Here is a 16,575-nt window from a genome sequence, read left to right as displayed (position 1 = left end):
TTGAATCCAAAATATGTATGGGCAATTTTCTAATATCATTTTTCGGTGATTTTTTCACTGGTATTTTGGAATAGAGTTTAGATCATGCTCTAATTCACTGGGGAAAGTAAGCAAGCTTGCATTTGGTTTGTGGGTAAAAAGCACTATGTCAAATTGTCAATGTGCAATTATGGCGAATTAGTGAACAAAACAGTTGCGCTAATCGATAATAAGTCGTATTATTTAAATAATCTGATAATACGATAAGGTGGTTATTGATTATGATGCGAATGGCAATTGCAGGTGTAGCCGGCTTTGTCCTTGTGTTCATTGAGTCATATATTGTGATGGTTTTAAAACAGTATGAGACGATTGAATTCGGAGGGATGGCCCCGTTTGTAAGTGTCTGGTCTATGAACTTTTTCCTTGTTTTCTCAATCTTAACCCATATTAAATTTTGGTACGAGGAACGGGAAGCCCAGCGGGAGGAAGATGCAGCGGAAAGAGACCGATTCATTAGTTAAAGAACTTTGCGTAAATGCTTGTGTTACTAACTGCAATAGGAAGAGAAAGGCGATTTTGCCTTTCTCTTTTTTATTTCGCTTTTTCTTGGTCTTTATCGATGCGGTCTCTTTCCGCCTCTTCAGCAGCAATTCTTAATTCCTGGAAAAATAACTGGTCATTGCATACCATACTGTGTTTTTCATTTTCCTCATTGAAATCTTTAGAGTTCTTCTGTTTTTGATCCATTTTCTCATCCTCCTGCAACTGTGTAGTATTTTGTATATTACTTCTTCCCTCAAAAGAAAAAATTCATGCCTCGGGAAACATCTTTGTAAGTATTTACTAACGGTTTTAATTCATGCAAAACCTATTCATTAACTTTTGCTTAAAGTGGGAAACTATCTCTACTTTACTAATGGAGGGAAGCGTGTATAGAGTGAAATCGGTTTATCAATTCGATCATGACCAGCAATTTCTAAAAATTGAATTTCTATTGGATAAGGAACAATCTTCCTGGCATGCTTATGTTTTTGATGAGAATTGGAATGATATCATCGGTTCTGCATCGGTCATTTCCGATATCTTTGCAGACGGGATTGGATATGCTTTTGAAAGCCTCGGAATCCGTGGCAGGATTGCTGTCCTGGAGAGACTCGAATGTAGAGATTCACTAACTGAAGTGATTGATGTTTCTCTTTTCCATCTGCAGGCATTGCTATTTGCTTCAGCAATCGTCGTTGTGGGAGATTACGATGAACTAGAGAGTTTTGGTTTTATGAAGGAAAAATCAATGAATGGAAAGTCGTTGTATATCCTTTCCTCAGATGAAGCTGGAGATGATGCCTGCCGCTTTTTATAGGAGTAATCACAAAGCCTTACCTTAATCGGTAGGGCTTTTGTTTTTTTATCAAATCATCACAGGAAAAAAAAGTGAATGACACACAAATTCAGGCCAATTCCTGAAGGAGAAAAATTATTTTTATAGGAGAAATCTATAATAACTTGTCGGTTCAGTTTCAAAGCCTTTTTCAAAAACTCTCTTGAATGTGGTTAAAGTCATCTATGGATTGGGTAGTGAGAAAGAGAGCAATTTCTACATAGAAAGGAAGATGAGGTCTTGTCTGGCAAAATAAATGTAACAATTAACGGTGCTGACGTGGCGGCTAAAGAAAATCAAACAATCCTGCAATACCTTTCAGATAGCTCAATCGAAGTGCCAAGTGTATGCTATCATCCAAGCCTTGGCCCAATTGAGACGTGTGATACTTGTATTGTAGAAGTGAACGGAGAAATGGTCAGGTCTTGTTCGACAATCATGAAGGATGGAGATACCATCGACACAGTGGCGCCAGATGTTAAGAAAGCACAAACAATGGCGATGGACAAGATTTTGTTTAATCATGAACTGTATTGTACTGTCTGTGATTACAATAATGGGATGTGTGAGGTACATAACACGGTAAAAGAAATGAAAATCAATCACCAGAGCATTCCATTTGATCAAAAGCCTTATGAGAAAGATGAATCAAACCCTTTTTACCGTTATGACCCGGATCAATGTATTTTGTGCGGGAGATGTGTGGAAGCCTGTCAGGATGTACAGGTAACAGAGACGCTGAGAATCGATTGGGATCGTGAACGCCCGCGTGTCATTTGGGATAATGATGTACCAATCAATGAATCCTCATGTGTTTCATGTGGACATTGTTCTACGGTATGTCCTTGTAATGCAATGATGGAAAAAGGAATGGAAGGAGAAGCCGGCTTTTTGACAGGGATCGCAAAAGAAACCTTGCGGCCGATGATTGATATTACCAAGAATGTTGAGACAGGTTACGGTTCCATCCTGGCGATTTCGGATATGGAAGCTGCCATGCGTGAATCCAGAATCAAGAAAACGAAGACTGTTTGCACATACTGTGGAGTAGGCTGCAGTTTTGATGTTTGGACAAAGGACCGGGAAATCCTGAAGATCGAGCCACAGGTGGAAGCTCCAGCGAACGGAATTTCTACATGTATAAAAGGCAAATTCGGATGGGATTTCGTTAACAGTGAAGAGCGCCTGACAAAGCCTTTGATTCGTGAAGGAGATAGCTTCAGGGAAGCGGAATGGGAAGAAGCGTTGGACCTCATCTCCCGTAAATTCACAGAGATCAAGAATGAGTTTGGTCCTGACTCTTTAGGCTTCATAACATCGTCTAAATGTACGAATGAAGAATCCTATTTAATGCAAAAGCTGGCCAGGTCTGTAATTGGCACAAACAATGTTGATAATTGTTCCAGGTATTGCCAAACACCTGCTACTGTAGGATTGTTCAGGACAGTTGGACATGGAGGCGATGCTGGATCGATTACAGATATCGCGATGGCTGATTTGGTCATCATTGTTGGATCGAATACAGCAGAAGCCCATCCGGTACTGGCTACAAGGGTTAAGCGGGCACAGAAGTTGAATGGCCAAAAGCTTATTGTTGCTGATTTGCGAGAGCATGAAATGGCTGACCGTGCAGATTTGTTTATACGTCCTAAGGCAGGCAGTGACCTTGTCTGGATTTCCGCTGTGACAAAGTATATTATCGACCAGGGGTGGGCGGATGAAGAATTCCTGAACAATAAAGTCAATGGACTTTCAGAATACGTAAACAGTCTTGAAGGTTTCACTTTGGAATATGCAGTAAAAACTACAGGTCTTTCTAAAGATACGCTGATTGAGATTGCTGAGAGTATTCATAAAGCTAATAGCGTTTGTGCATTATGGGCAATGGGAGTTACACAGCATATTGGAGGGAGCGACACCAGTACAGCGATTTCGAACCTATTGCTGATTACCGGAAATTACGGCCGTCCAGGAACGGGAGCATACCCACTGCGTGGACATAACAATGTCCAGGGCGCAGGCGATTTTGGCAGCAGCCCGGACTCACTGCCAGGATACCAAAAGGTAACCGATGAAGAGACGCGCATGAAGTTTGAACAGGCATGGGGAACCAGGCTGCCTGCTGAACCAGGGATCAATAACCATGACATGGTTGAAGGGATGCATAATGAAACTCTCAAAGCCCTTTACATCAAGGGTGAGGAGATGGGCCTTGTGGATTCCAATATCAATCACGTCCAGGCCGGCTACGAAAAACTCGACTTCTTTGTAGTCCAGGATGTGTTCTTTTCCAGGACCGCACAATTTGCAGACGTAGTTTTACCAGCAAGCCCAAGCTTTGAAAAAGAGGGAACGTTTACGAATACCGAGCGCAGGATTCAGCGTTTGTACCAGGTATTCGACCCGGTTGGAGAATCAAAACCTGATTGGCAGATCCTGATTGAAGTCGCTAACCGCCTTGGGGCAGGCTGGACTTATGAGCATCCTTCTGAAATCATGGCCGAGGCAGCAAGCCTAATGCCGATATACTCTGGCGTGACGTATGAACGTCTTGAAGGGTACAAGAGCCTTCAATGGCCTGTTCAGCCGGATGGAACTGACAGTCCTGTACTGTATTTGGATGGCTTCCCGTTCCCTGATGGGAAAGCACGTCTTTATCCTGTGAAATGGTCGATTCCTATCCAATATGGAGAAGAATATGACATTCATGTCAATAATGGCCGCTTGCTTGAGCATTTCCATGAAGGAAACTTAACTTATAAATCAGAAGGAATTACATCGAAAACTCCAGAGACTTTCCTTGAAGTGTCGCCAGAACTTGCTGAAGAAAGAGGCCTAAAAGATGGGACGCTTATCAGATTGACATCACCATACGGCAATTTGAAGGTCAGATGTGTTGTCACCGACCGAGTGGCAGGAAAGGAAGTATACCTGCCGATGAACGACCAGGGCGATGCAGCCATCAATCTCCTGACAAGCAGTTATGGAGATAAAAACACCGATACTCCAGCTTATAAGGAGACGAAGGCCAAAATGGAAATACTCCAATTTGAAGGAGTCAATCCTTTGCCGAGGAACAATTTCCGGTACGGTAATCCACAGCCGCAAATCGGCGTCCAGGTCGAAAAGAAGTGGGCCCGTCCAGATTACAGCTTTCCAGGAGATCTTGTGAAAAAGGAGCGTACCCAGCATGGCTAAAGCGATCACCAACATCAATCGTATGCAAATGACAGAGGAACAAAAACGCCAGAGTGACCTGGAGGAAATCGAAACTGCCTTGCTTGATAACAAGGATGCAATTTTACAGTCCATGGACATCCTCAAGCATATGAATCAGCGCGGGGTGCTGTCGCTGTTGGATGGATTATTCAGTGAAGGCGATAAAGTCTTGAATGTTCTAGTTAAAGCGGCAGACAAACCTGAAGCTACCAATACAATCAAGAATCTGTTGCTGATGGTGGGCGTCCTCGGCACGATCAATGTACAGCAGCTGGAACCATTGCTATTAAAATTAAATTCTGGCATTGCCAGAGTAGCAGAATATACGGATAGCGAGGATGATGACAAACTTGGATATTTTGATATTGTCCGTTCTTTGAAAGACCCGGAAATCAATCGTGCGCTATCCTTGCTTTTTGAGTTCCTTAAAGGGATGGGTGAAAATACAGAGGGACTGGAAAGAACCACTCAGCTACCGGAAAACCAGGATATCCACCAGAGCCAGAATGGGACTTTGGTAGATAAGTGATCTTAATGCAGGCAGCAGGCATTCCAGCTTGTTCGCCTGCTTTTTCTAGTTTGGTCATTTCAGCTATTAGGATAAAAGGAGATTACTGTAAAGCATAAAACTTCAATCAGAGAGAGGATGGCTATTGTGAAACCAGTCGAAGTCAAAAGGAAAATCCTCCGTTTTGGGGATGGCCAGGCCGAAATGCTGGAAGACAGCATCGTAACGGAATATTCTATTACCATTAAAGTCAATGGTCAGGAATTTGTTACAATGGTTTGTACTCCAGATTATATTGAAGAAATGGTCATTGGATACCTCGCTTCAGAAGGCATCATCAAGAAGTATTCAGATATAGAAAATATATGGATTCAGGAAAAAGAAGGATTTGTTCATGTAAATACATCCAGAATGAATCCGGTTTATAAGAACTTGCAGGGCAAGCGTTACTTAACTTCGTGCTGCGGAGCAAGCAGGACGGGCTTTGTATTTGCGACCGATGCATTGACCGCAAAAAAACTGCATAAGGTAGAGACGGAAATTGAAGTGGATGATTGTTTCAGGCTCATGGAAGAAATGCAGGATTCCGCTGAACTTTTCCATAATACAGGGGGAGTACATAATGCCTCTCTTTGCAGTTTGTTTGGTCCTATTGTGTCCCGGATGGATATCGGCCGACATAATGCCCTCGATAAAATTTTTGGGCATTGCCTCAAGAATGATATTTCGATAAGTGATAAAGTAATTGTTTTCAGTGGGCGGATTTCATCAGAAATTTTATTGAAAGTGGCTAAAATTGGCTGCCCGATTGTATTGTCCAAATCAGCTCCCACTGAACTTGCCTTAAAACTGGCGGAAGAACTGGGGATCACGACCATTGGCTTTATCAGGAATCGAACACTTAATGTTTATACACACCCTGAACGGGTTGCAGAGGCGAAATATAGTGTCAAGGAAAGCCAGGTTGAATAAGCCTGGCTTATTTAAATCAGGTTGGTCATTGGAAACTCAAACTTCCTAGTGATAAAAGGGAGAGAGTATGAACGCTGTATAAGGTATGTAAAAGTATGGAAAAATGGAGGTGATAGCATAAGGAGTGATAGAATGGGTGAAAAAGAAATGCAAGATATGTTCGAATGGGCAGGGTTATCTGATGTTTATGAGCAGCATGGCTATAAAATGTGGCTGAACGGACTTGAAGATCACATTGATGTCGAACTATTGGATCATTTTTCGGACGCTTATTCATTCGAAAGTGCCGAAACCATGTTTTATGACGAGTTTTTGTTCCACTTAAGAATTTTCAAGAATATAAGCAAGAATAATGAGCTGCCTCGCCGATTTTGGTGAATCGAGAGAGAGAGGCAACATTGGAGAGGAGTAGAGAATATGAAGCCGATTACTGACCATTTACGGGATGATCTAGACGTTATTTTTGTCGGTTTCAATCCCAGTATCCGGTCATCAGAAACCGGTCATCATTACGCTAACCCCAACAATAGATTCTGGAAAATCCTTTTTGAAGCTGGCATCACACCAAGGAAGTATGACTCTTCGGAGGATTATAAGCTCCTTGACTTAGGCTACGGAATGACGAACATTGTTGCGCGGCCAACTAAAGCAGCGGATGAAATTACAAAAGAGGAATACCAGCAAGGGAAGCAGGAGCTAAAGGAAAAAGTCGAAAAATATAGGCCGAAAATCGTTTGTTTTGTCGGGAAAGGTGTCTATCAGCAATATAGCGGGAAAAAAGATCTTCCTTGGGGAAAGCAGGAAGAATCCATTGTGGAAGGCACTGTCGATTTCGTCGCCCCATCCTCAAGCGGACTCGTTAGGATGAAAATGGAAGAAGTAGTGGGGATTTATAAAGAACTCCCTCTCTTAAGGGATCGTTTAATATCCAGTTGAATAAGGAGCGAGGAGAAGCGCGTTCATAAATGTACCCTTATGCCGTGAATTCACTTTGTATAAGGGTACATTTAGTAGAGTGTACACTTTTGCAGCGAGTTCGGCATCCGTAAGGGCACATTTAGGAGCTAAACATATCCTTATGAGAGTCATTCGACTGCTATAAGGGTACATTTAAGAGCTAAACGTAACCTTATGCAGCGAGTTCGGCATCCGTAAGGCAACATTTAGGAGCTAATCGCACCGTTATGTCGAGTACCCACCTCTCATAACGGTGTTTTATATTAATATAAATAAAGTCTTAATTATCCTTGGGTTTGTGTGCAATTTTACGAACCTGAAGTGACCCTGTTTATCCTGATAAGGGCATCGACAATCGAATCATATCCCTGCACTGAATACCATTTTCAAATATAGGTTGTTCATAATTTCGAATGAAAAAACCCTGATCTATTCCCGTGATTCTGAAGCCAACTTTTTGGTAGAGAGCCAGTTGGTTGATACTTGAGTTTCCTGTACCGATTTCAATCGTTGCGTAACCGTACTCAGCTGCGGTTTGAATCCCATGCTTAAGCAGTAAGGTACCTAGCCCCTTGCCTTGGTGAGATTCATCTACTGCCAGATTCATGATTTCGATGGTATGTTTACTAACCGGGACCAGCAGGATTACACCGATTGTTCCACCATTTTCTGACTCCGTAACATAGCACATTCCTTTATCTAAATACCTTGAAACTAAATCCTTAGAAGGATCAGCCAGGAGCAGCAGTTTCCAGGGAGGCTGTTCGCCTTCTTTTAACATTCTAATGTGCATGTGTTTTCCCCTTCATTAAAAATGAATAAATGATCTTGATTAAGAGATACCCCAATGCACCGCCTATTGTGTTCAGGATGATATCATCAATGTCGAAACTTCCAACCCTCGTGAGAAACTGGAGAATCTCCACAGTTAAAGTTGCCAGAAAAACAGAAGTAGTCGTCCGCCAAAAACCAATGAGCCTTTTAAACAGCCAGGGAAGGAAGATTCCTAACGGGAAAAAGGCAAGAACATTGCCAAATAAGTTGGACATCCAGATATTTTGATTGATGTGCGAAGAAGCTTTTATGTAATCTGTGATCGTTTTGAATGGAATAATATTATAAGGGTTGGTGCCTGCAGAATTGATTTCATACGCAGCTTGCCGATATGGGCTGAGAAACAATAAAATGACGGCAATGATAATGTACAAAACGAATAAAGTATAGGATATTGCTGAAATCCATTTTTTGTGTTTGATATCTATTAGGTTTAGCATAACTTCTCCTTGGATTGATCACGAAGATATTTTAAGAGATACATAGGTATTAGCTAAAAAAGTCATATCAGATATTACTTACCCAAACTGGCAATAAATTAAATAGAAAATAATACCTATTAGTAATTAAAATAAAAACCTTGCCACAAGGCAAGGTATGAGAATATGTATTTTGTCATCCTGCCAAGGCAGGGCCCCTGCCGTCCGTACAGTGGTTAAGTGTCCCGCAACAAGCGAATGTCCGGCAGAGGCAGTTATATTTTAACACAATCATGTTGGAAAAATACAATTTGAAGGTGGATACTTTTATTTTTATTTGTAATAGTGGTATGATAACAATGATTTTAACACAAGGAGATGATTTACATGGCTAAAAATGGATACATACAAATGCAAAATGGTGAGAAAATCGAATTCGAACTATACCCGAACGAAGCACCTGGTACAGTTGCAAACTTTGAGAAGCTAGCTAACGAAGGCTTCTATAACGGATTGAACTTCCACCGTGTAATTCCTGGATTTGTCAGCCAGGGAGGATGCCCTAACGGAACTGGTACTGGCGGTCCTGGATACACAATCAAATGTGAAACAGAAGGCAACCCGCACAAGCATGTACCTGGATCACTTTCTATGGCGCACGCAGGTAAAGATACAGGCGGAAGCCAGTTCTTCATCGTACATGAATCACAGCCACACTTAAATGGAGTGCACACTGTATTCGGTAAAGTTACTTCTAATTTGGAAGCGGCTAAAGCGATGAGAAACGGTGACGTTATGGAAAAGGTTGTTGTAACAGAAGAATAGGATCCTTTAAAAAGAGCCTGAGGGCTCTTTTTTTTGTACTTATTTACCCATTGAAGCGAACATACGCTCTTGTTAAAATGGATCCAAGGAAATACGGATTATTTTGTTATTAGGATAAGTCTAATGTTTAATGAATTTGACTATACTATCTAATTTATATAAAATTACACTAAATAGTCGAATTTAATTGTTAGGTGGAGTAGCAATGGAGCCAGTGTCTGTATTTATAATGGATATAACGAATTCTTCCTCAGCAGCTAATGGCGAGATGCTGAGTAATTATTTAGGGAAGCTAGAGACATATATAAATAAATGGTATGAAGGTATCGGTTCCGTACAGATTAAGCATCGATCTGGGGACGAGCTTATTCTTCTAGCTGAAGGATACTCAACAGCATTTATTACAGCCTTTTATATCAGTTCGATTTGGGAATATGAAAAACACCTTCCGTATTTTGGCCTTGCCTATGGCAGGCTGGATAAGAAGGTAGAGGAAATTGATATTGAAAAATGGATTCATCCATTGGCAAAGCAGGCGAGAAGTGCGAATGACCAACTTAAAAAACAGAAGAATAGGGAAACCTTTTGTTATCAAATTCCCGAAAGGGAGCCAGGGTTGCAGACATTAATAAATGGGATGCTTAGCCTGCAGAATGTACTAAGAATGGAACAGACTGATGTACAGCGGCTAGTATGCTCGCTCTATCTTATTTATGGCAAACAAAATACTGTGGCACAGCTTCTCGATCGCTCAGCTCCAACGGTTTACAGCCATTTTAAGAAAGGGCACTGCGAGCAAATTCTCCGCAGTTTCCATGAAATCGTCAGTGTTTTGGATGGCAGGCAGGCGAGTGACTTTTTTCCGGATATGCAAAATGGGCAATTAAAGTTGCTCGAAGAAAGTATTAGAACAAATATAAAAAGCCAGGTGCAGAATATTTTCAGCCTCTAGATTCTGGTGAAAGGAGCAGGCATGCTTTTATTAAGTTTAATTATAGCGCATCTGATAGCCGACTTTTACCTGCAGACGGATCGTATGGTACAGGACAAGCTCAAAAATATAAAAAAGCATATATTTCATCATTTTCTGGTGAACGCAGCTGTCCTTTCAGCAGGCTGGCTCTTTTTTTACGAGCAAAATGATCTTGTAACGACTGTGCTTTGGCCGGTCCTTTACATAACAGGGACGCATTTGATCATTGACATGGTTAAGATTCAGCTAGTGGATCAGTATACGTCTCGTGAACATTTAAGTAAACTGTGGTTTTTTATAGTAGACCAGGCGCTGCATCTTTTTATGCTGCTAACAGCGATGCAGTTATTTTATGAAATATCGCTAGTTTCTAATGTTGATAGATTTATAAATCTTTTGTTTGAGGAAGGGCGGAATTTGGACGCTTCTGCTACAATGCTGGTGATTGTGATTATTTTAATATTGGGAACAAGTGTGAGTGGCCATATGATACGAATACTTCTTGGCTCTCTCCCGGGACAGCTGTTAACCTTTGAAGGAAAATATACCTTTAAAAACGAACTGAAGGAGCAGGCTTACCCACAAGCGAACAGGGGTGAACGAGGACTGTCAGAACAATACAGCTATATGATTTTCAATAAGCACGATATGTCACGCGGGAAGCTGATAGGCTATATCGAGCGGCTTCTTGTTATCTTGCTTACGTACTATAGTTCTTATCCAGCCATCGCCTTCATTGTTACTGCAAAATCAATCGCCCGCTTCAAACAGATGGATGATCGTGATTGGGCGGAGTACTTTCTTCTTGGTACCTTGACATCCATGTTCCTGGGAATCATGTTTGGAATCCTTTTAAGAGAAATATTAAATTAAAGGTTTCACTATTTCCCCCTGAATAATACTTAAATAGAACTGAACTGAGAAAAATTAGAGCCTGTGCAAAAGAGCAAATAGCGGAGTGATTTCAATGAACATCGTCCTTTTCAATAAAGATTTGCGTCTTTCCGACCATCAACCATTGGCGGAAGCAACTGCGTCGGGAGAAGTATTGCCTCTTTATGTATTTGAACCTTCTCAATGGAATGAGAAACCGCTTTCTGCCCGTCATTTGCAATTTGTTGTTGAAAGTCTGGAGGAGCTGTCGAAAGAGATTGAGGAAAAGGGCGGGAAGCTCTTTACTGCAATTAATGAGCTGGAGATCGTATTGGAAGGATTATTGGAATCATATCATTCTATCAATATTTTTGCCCACAATGACGGCTGGTTTATCGATAAAGTGAAAAAATGGGCTGACCAGAATCAGCAAAGCTTGTTTTGTTATGGTCCAGAGCTGGTAAATGTTCATGGAAAACGATTTTATGAACGTTTTGTCTCCTATTTAAAAGAACCACAGACTGAAGTTCCTGTCCATATTGATGTTCCGTCCCGGTTACCAGGTTTTTTATTGACTGATTTGAAAAAACTTCAAACCTTCAAGATAAAGGGTGAGAAAATTCGCTTCGGTCAGCAAGGGGGAGAGTGGAAGGCAATAGAAACACTGGATTCATTCCTCGAAGACAGATTTGCAAAGTACATCGAAAACTACACAAAACCACTGCCGTCCTCATTATCGTCCTCGAGGCTTTCGGCTTATATAACATGGGGGAATATATCAATCAGGACTATTTTTCAACGAACAGAGGAGAAATTACAGGCATGTAAGGTGGAGGAAGAGAAAACACAGTACGAAGAGTTTTTATCAAAACTTATCGCCAGGGTCAAAATTTGCAGCATGGAGTCCCCAGAACAGGAACTGCATGCAATAAGTGAAATCAAGAGGGACTGGAATGAAGAGTGGTTCCAGCGATGGCTGCAGGGAAGAACGGGGATTCCAATGATCGATGCCGCTATGAGGAGTCTGACAAAAACAGGGTGGATGAATTTCTCGCTGCGAGCTTTGGTAACATCTTTTATTACGAATACTTTATTGCTGGATGTAAAGAATCCATCCCATGCGTTGGCGGGATTGTATCTAGACTATGAACCAGCTATCCATGATTTCTATATCCAGCAGCACGCGGAAATGAAAGGGAAGATGAAAATCATTGATCCTGTAAAAGTTGGCAAGGAGCTTGACCCAGATGGAGTGTTCATTCGCCGATATATCCCTGAATTAAGCAGGCTGCCGGAGGAGTACATCCATGAACCATGGCTTTATCCGGCTTTTTACCGACTTGGCTACGAAGCACCAATGGTCGATGTCAAAAAGAAATGTAAACAAGCGAGACTTCAGTATCAAAGTATAAAAAGCAAAGGAAAGCCTGGCCGGAAAAAAGGAGAGGGAGGAGAAACGGAGCAGCTATCCTTTGATTTCTAGAGATGTATTTCCCATTTCGCCCCTGCCTTTGAAGTAGGTCAGGGAAACTCCGATAAGTGTAATTACACCGCCAGCTATTGTCATGATTGCCGGTACTTCCCCCAACCAGAGCCAAGCGATCATAAAAGAAGCAGCAGGAGTAAGGTAGAGAGAACTTGCTGCTTCAGAGGCCCCGGATTTTGCGGTGATATAGGCAATAGCAAAGTAAGCAACCACCGTAGGAAAAAGACCGAGGTAAATAGCACTTATCGTTGCTCCAATTGGGGCTACAATCATTTCATTTAAAATCCCAGGAGCAAAGAAACCCATGAATAAGGTGGCTGCCCATATCGTATAGGCTGTAAAAGGAAGAGCCCCATACTTGCTTAAGTATTTTTTTTGAAACACAAAATAAAGTGATTCAGATAATGAAGCAATCAATATTAGAAGTACTCCGATGCCAAAATTAAGACTTCCTCCTGATCCAATCGAAATGAACATGATCCCAAGCATGCTAATCGAAGCACCGGACCAATACCATTTTCCTGTACGTTCCTGGAAGAACAATTTCCCCAATAATCCGATAAAAACAGGTGAAGTAGAAACAAGCAGGCTGGCGACTCCGGCGCTTACGGTTTGTTCACCGAAATTCAATGCAGTTTGATAGACTGCAAATCCCAGGAATCCGAAGAGGAATATAACAGGCCAATCTTTTCTTTCTGGAAGCTTCATTTTTGTTAATAAGGCGTAGAAAAGAAGAGCCGCTGACCCAATAAAAAGACGAAGGAATGACAAGTGTTCTGGAGAGTAGCCTTCTAGTCCATGCCGAATCCCTGCAAATGCTGACCCCCATAACAAAATAACGAGCAAGTGTGCTGCTGCCAACCTGGATCTCATGTTATTCTCCCCTAAAAAACCATCCAATTTAACCCTGTATGACAGGTTTATCTTTCAAATATAACGGGGTCTTGGTAAAATGTATCCAACCAATGTGGTTTTTTTAAAACCAACCAATTATGAATGGAGCAGGGTTCATGAAAGAGCCAAAATATAAAGTAATAATCAACTTTGTCAAAGAACAGATTACAAACGGGAATTGGCCAGTTGGCAGCAGGCTGCCCAGTCAGCGTGACCTTGCAAAACAATTCAGCGTGAACAGAAGTACAGTCGTCACTGCGCTGGATGAGTTGGCTGCTGATGGGCTGGTTGAGGGGAAGCTGGGGATGGGAACTATAGTCGTTAATAATACTTGGACCCTCATGCGTTCTGCCCCTCCAGTCAATTGGAATGAACAAGTGGGGCGGGGCACCCATCAGGCGAGCCTGTCAACGGTCCAGGCTATAAATCTGGCAGAATCTGATGAGAGTTTGATCCAGCTGAGTAAAGGAGAATTATCAAAGGATTTATTCCCGCTGGAGGATATGAGGGCTGTTTTAACAAAAGTTGGACAGGAACTGGAGCCGTTTGGTTATGAAGACCCGAAAGGAAACCCGCAGCTTCGGGAAGCGATTGCTCAACACCTAAATCAAAAAGGAATTAAAGTCGATGCTTCATCTATTTTAGTCGTATCCGGTGCTTTACAAGCATTGCACCTCATTTCCATCGGATTACTGGAAAAGGAATCCACCGTTTTTCTAGAGAATCCATCTTATTTACAATCCTTGTCCACCTTCCAGTCTGCTGGAATGAAACTTCATGGTATCTCCATGGATCATGAGGGGATCATCCCAGAGGTGATAAAGGAATCCCATCAAAGCAAGGACTCTGTATTATACTGCCATCCGAATTTTCATAATCCCACTGGTATCCTAATGGGAGTAAACAGAAGGAAAGAGTTGCTCAAACTGGCAGAGACAGCTCAGCTTCCCATCATTGAGGACGATGTTTACGGCGATCTGTGGATGGATTCTCCGCCGCCGTCTCCCATTAAATCGCATGACAGGCATGGAAATGTACTATATCTTGGCAGCCTTTCGAAGAGCCTGAATCCCGGATTGAGAATCGGATGGGTTGCCGGTCCGGAAGCAGTTATTGACCGGCTGGCAGACCTGAAAATGCAGACAGACTACGGATCGAGCTCATTATCTCAGCGAGCAGCCGCAGAATGGCTTTCCAGCGGATTATATGAGAAGCATTTAGCAAACGTAAGGAAGCAGTTGGAGGTGCGTAGAAATGCGGCCTTGGAAGCATTGGAAAAACACTTAGGCAATTATGCAGAATGGGAAAAGCCTGAAGGTGGTTTTTTCATATGGGTCAAAATGCATCCGGATATATCCTTGTCTGAATTATATCGAAAAGCCCTTGCAAATGGAGTGTTAATCAACCCCGGAAGAATTTATGCCACCCAAAGAATGCAGTATTTCAGGCTTTCTTTTGCGAATGCACCAGTTAAGGATCTCATTAAGGGGATCGCTATAATAGAATCGCTAATCGAAGACTGATAGAATAGAAGAACATGAGTTTTTAACTAAGGAGAATATGTTTAATGAAATTAGTATCTTGGAATGTTAATGGCATAAGGGCATGCGTTCGTAAAGGGTTTATGGATTTTTTCAATGAGGCGGACGCAGACCTGTTTTGTATACAGGAAACGAAATTGCAGGAGGGGCAGATTAGCCTGGAACTTGAAGGATATCATCAGCTCTGGAATTACGCTGAAAAGAAGGGATATTCCGGAACGGCTGTTTTTTCGAAAAAACAGCCACTTTCAGTGAGGTACGGCATCGGGTCAGCTGAGCATGACCATGAGGGCAGGGCCATAACTGCGGAGTTCGAAGAGTTTTATCTTGTAAATGTGTATACTCCTAATTCCCAGAGGGATTTGGCGCGCCTTGGCTACCGCTTATCCTGGGAGAATGTGCTCAAGGAATATTTGTTGGAATTGGAGAAGACAAAGCCCGTAATCCTTTGCGGTGACTTAAACGTCGCCCATAATGAGATCGATTTGAAAAATCCAAAACCGAACAGGGGGAACTCAGGTTTTACAGACGAAGAGCGCGGGAAGATGACCGAACTTCTCGCCAGCGGCTTTGTAGATTCCTTCCGCCACCTGCATCCTGAAGTAAAAGATGTTTATACTTGGTGGTCATATATGAATAAAGTAAGAGAAAAGAACATCGGATGGCGTATCGATTATTTTATCGTTTCTGAAAAACTGGCACCTGCAATCAAGGAAGCGGGTGCAGAATGTTTCGTTATGGGTAGTGACCACTGCCCAGTCACGCTTGAACTAAGTCTATAAAAATGATTGAATCCCCTGAGCAGTGCTCAGGGGATTTTTTATTGATGTTTCCCTAACATTGAGTAACAGTATGACATATTTAAGTTGAAAAAATAAAAATTCTCCCCATTAAATCGTGTGATACTCTGCTGTTTTAATAAATTCAAAGAATTATCAAAACCTTTCCTTTTGCTTTTTGTTTAAATGTTATATACTATAAGTTAATAAGGATAACACATTATAAAAATCCTTGATAATAATTACATATTAATTATTGGGGGTACGTTGGTGGTGAGTTCTATTAAACTAACAAAACGGCAGGAAGAAATCGTTCAAATTGTTAAAGAGGATGGCCCGATTACCGGTGAGCAGATTGCTGAAAAGCTGAAATTGACTCGGGCTACTCTAAGGCCTGATCTGGCAATCCTGACGATGGCAGGCAGCCTGGAGGCGAGGCCGAGAGTGGGTTATTTTTTCAATAAGGAAAAAGAGAGGCTGTTTGAACCTACAGAAGTTCTAAATCTCAAGGTGAATGACTATAAAGGCCATCCGATTGTCGTCCAGAAATCATCGTCTGTTTATGATGCGATTGTCCAAATGTTCCTTGAGGATGTTGGGACGCTATATGCTGTGGATTCGGAAGGCTGCCTTGCTGGGGTCATCTCAAGGAAAGACCTGCTGAGAGCTGCGATCGGGAATAAGAATCTGGAGGATCTTCCTGTTAGTGTCATCATGACGAGGATGCCAAACATTATCACGGTGAAACCTGAAGAAACACTTGTCCAGGCTGCTAAGAAGCTTGTGACGAACAGAATTGATTCTCTCCCTGTCGTCCGGGAACTCAAGCATAAATCCGATTCATATGAAGTCATCGGACGAATAACCAAAACAACCATTACGAAGGTTTATTTAGAAATAGCAGAGCAAAAATCTGTCTAGGAAGTGAGCGCATT

The 16,575-nt window shown here is 41.9% G+C and carries 18 protein-coding genes; 14 read left to right on the top strand and 4 right to left on the bottom strand.

The genetic code is table 11. The features are described from left to right. Positions 1–260 precede the first annotated feature (260 nt). Positions 261–503, top strand: a complete 243-nt coding sequence (locus tag LGO15_RS14415) for a hypothetical protein (RefSeq protein ID WP_167832490.1) — start codon at positions 261–263, stop codon at positions 501–503. A gap of 70 nt (positions 504–573) precedes the next feature. Here the strand turns inward: LGO15_RS14415 and LGO15_RS14410 are convergent, their stop codons facing one another. Next, complete coding sequence (locus LGO15_RS14410; protein ID WP_167832491.1) at positions 574–729, bottom strand: hypothetical protein; 156 nt, start codon at positions 727–729, stop codon at positions 574–576. 181 nt (positions 730–910) lie between these two features. Here LGO15_RS14410 and LGO15_RS14405 point away from each other — a divergent pair, with 181 nt between their 5' ends. From LGO15_RS14405 to mug, 6 genes are all read left to right on the top strand, one after another. Further along, entirely contained in the window at positions 911–1,342 is a 432-nt protein-coding gene (locus LGO15_RS14405) for a hypothetical protein (protein WP_167832492.1), read from the top strand. Positions 1,343–1,600: 258 nt separating this feature from the next. Next, positions 1,601–4,558 carry a formate dehydrogenase subunit alpha gene (gene fdhF, locus LGO15_RS14400; RefSeq protein WP_226085131.1) on the top strand — a complete coding sequence of 986 codons (2,958 nt, stop codon included), beginning with the start codon at positions 1,601–1,603 and terminating at the stop codon, positions 4,556–4,558. Further along, positions 4,551–5,108 (top strand): helical membrane plugin domain-containing protein, encoded by a 558-nt coding sequence (locus LGO15_RS14395; protein WP_167832493.1) that lies wholly within the window; start codon positions 4,551–4,553, stop codon positions 5,106–5,108. Before fdhF ends, LGO15_RS14395 begins: the two co-directional genes overlap by 8 nt. A 126-nt stretch (positions 5,109–5,234) precedes the next feature. Further along, entirely contained in the window at positions 5,235–6,059 is an 825-nt protein-coding gene (gene fdhD / locus LGO15_RS14390; protein WP_167832494.1) for a formate dehydrogenase accessory sulfurtransferase FdhD, read from the top strand. A 132-nt stretch (positions 6,060–6,191) separates the two neighbouring features. After that, the gene (locus LGO15_RS14385) at positions 6,192–6,437 is read left to right on the top strand and encodes a hypothetical protein (protein ID WP_167832495.1); all 246 of its coding nucleotides are present in this window, start codon (positions 6,192–6,194) and stop codon (positions 6,435–6,437) included. Between the two features lie 39 nt (positions 6,438–6,476). Next, positions 6,477–6,995: a G/U mismatch-specific DNA glycosylase gene (gene mug, locus LGO15_RS14380; protein WP_167832496.1), complete on the top strand. Its 519-nt coding sequence runs from the start codon at positions 6,477–6,479 to the stop codon at positions 6,993–6,995. A 352-nt stretch (positions 6,996–7,347) separates the two neighbouring features. Here the strand turns inward: mug and LGO15_RS14375 are convergent, their stop codons facing one another. Beyond that, positions 7,348–7,809 carry a GNAT family N-acetyltransferase gene (locus LGO15_RS14375; RefSeq protein WP_167832497.1) on the bottom strand — a complete coding sequence of 154 codons (462 nt, stop codon included), beginning with the start codon at positions 7,807–7,809 and terminating at the stop codon, positions 7,348–7,350. Beyond that, positions 7,799–8,290, bottom strand: coding sequence for a VanZ family protein (locus LGO15_RS14370; protein WP_167832498.1), 492 nt, complete (start codon positions 8,288–8,290; stop codon positions 7,799–7,801). The genes LGO15_RS14375 and LGO15_RS14370 overlap by 11 nt, the downstream gene beginning before the upstream one ends. 366 nt (positions 8,291–8,656) lie before the next feature. Between LGO15_RS14370 and LGO15_RS14365 the strand changes: the two genes are divergently transcribed. From LGO15_RS14365 to LGO15_RS14350, 4 genes are all read left to right on the top strand, one after another. After that, the gene (locus tag LGO15_RS14365) at positions 8,657–9,094 is read left to right on the top strand and encodes a peptidylprolyl isomerase (RefSeq protein WP_167832499.1); all 438 of its coding nucleotides are present in this window, start codon (positions 8,657–8,659) and stop codon (positions 9,092–9,094) included. Positions 9,095–9,299: 205 nt separating this feature from the next. Next, the gene (locus LGO15_RS14360; protein WP_167832500.1) at positions 9,300–10,046 is read left to right on the top strand and encodes a sigma-70 family RNA polymerase sigma factor; all 747 of its coding nucleotides are present in this window, start codon (positions 9,300–9,302) and stop codon (positions 10,044–10,046) included. 21 nt (positions 10,047–10,067) lie between these two features. After that, positions 10,068–10,940, top strand: a complete 873-nt coding sequence (locus tag LGO15_RS14355) for a DUF3307 domain-containing protein (protein WP_167832501.1) — start codon at positions 10,068–10,070, stop codon at positions 10,938–10,940. A 94-nt stretch (positions 10,941–11,034) separates the two neighbouring features. After that, complete coding sequence (locus tag LGO15_RS14350; protein ID WP_167832502.1) at positions 11,035–12,423, top strand: FAD-binding domain-containing protein; 1,389 nt, start codon at positions 11,035–11,037, stop codon at positions 12,421–12,423. Here LGO15_RS14350 and LGO15_RS14345 read toward each other — a convergent pair. After that, positions 12,406–13,299 carry a DMT family transporter gene (locus LGO15_RS14345; RefSeq protein WP_167832503.1) on the bottom strand — a complete coding sequence of 298 codons (894 nt, stop codon included), beginning with the start codon at positions 13,297–13,299 and terminating at the stop codon, positions 12,406–12,408. The genes LGO15_RS14350 and LGO15_RS14345 overlap by 18 nt on opposite strands. Before the next feature lie 137 nt (positions 13,300–13,436). On the opposite strand from LGO15_RS14345, the gene LGO15_RS14340 reads away from it, so the two are divergent. The 3 genes from LGO15_RS14340 (at position 13,437) to LGO15_RS14330 (ending at position 16,561) form a co-directional block, all read left to right on the top strand. Continuing rightward, complete coding sequence (locus tag LGO15_RS14340) at positions 13,437–14,843, top strand: MocR-like pyridoxine biosynthesis transcription factor PdxR (RefSeq protein ID WP_167832504.1); 1,407 nt, start codon at positions 13,437–13,439, stop codon at positions 14,841–14,843. A 44-nt stretch (positions 14,844–14,887) separates the two neighbouring features. Continuing rightward, positions 14,888–15,643, top strand: a complete 756-nt coding sequence (locus LGO15_RS14335) for an exodeoxyribonuclease III (protein ID WP_167832505.1) — start codon at positions 14,888–14,890, stop codon at positions 15,641–15,643. A 270-nt stretch (positions 15,644–15,913) separates the two neighbouring features. Continuing rightward, the gene (locus tag LGO15_RS14330) at positions 15,914–16,561 is read left to right on the top strand and encodes a transcriptional regulator CcpN (RefSeq protein WP_167832665.1); all 648 of its coding nucleotides are present in this window, start codon (positions 15,914–15,916) and stop codon (positions 16,559–16,561) included. Positions 16,562–16,575: the final 14 nt, after the last annotated feature.

The sequence above is a fragment of the Mesobacillus sp. S13 genome, from assembly GCF_020422885.1.
Taxonomy (GTDB): domain Bacteria; phylum Bacillota; class Bacilli; order Bacillales; family Cytobacillaceae; genus Mesobacillus; species Mesobacillus selenatarsenatis_A.
This window is presented reverse-complemented; position numbering and strand designations above follow the sequence as displayed.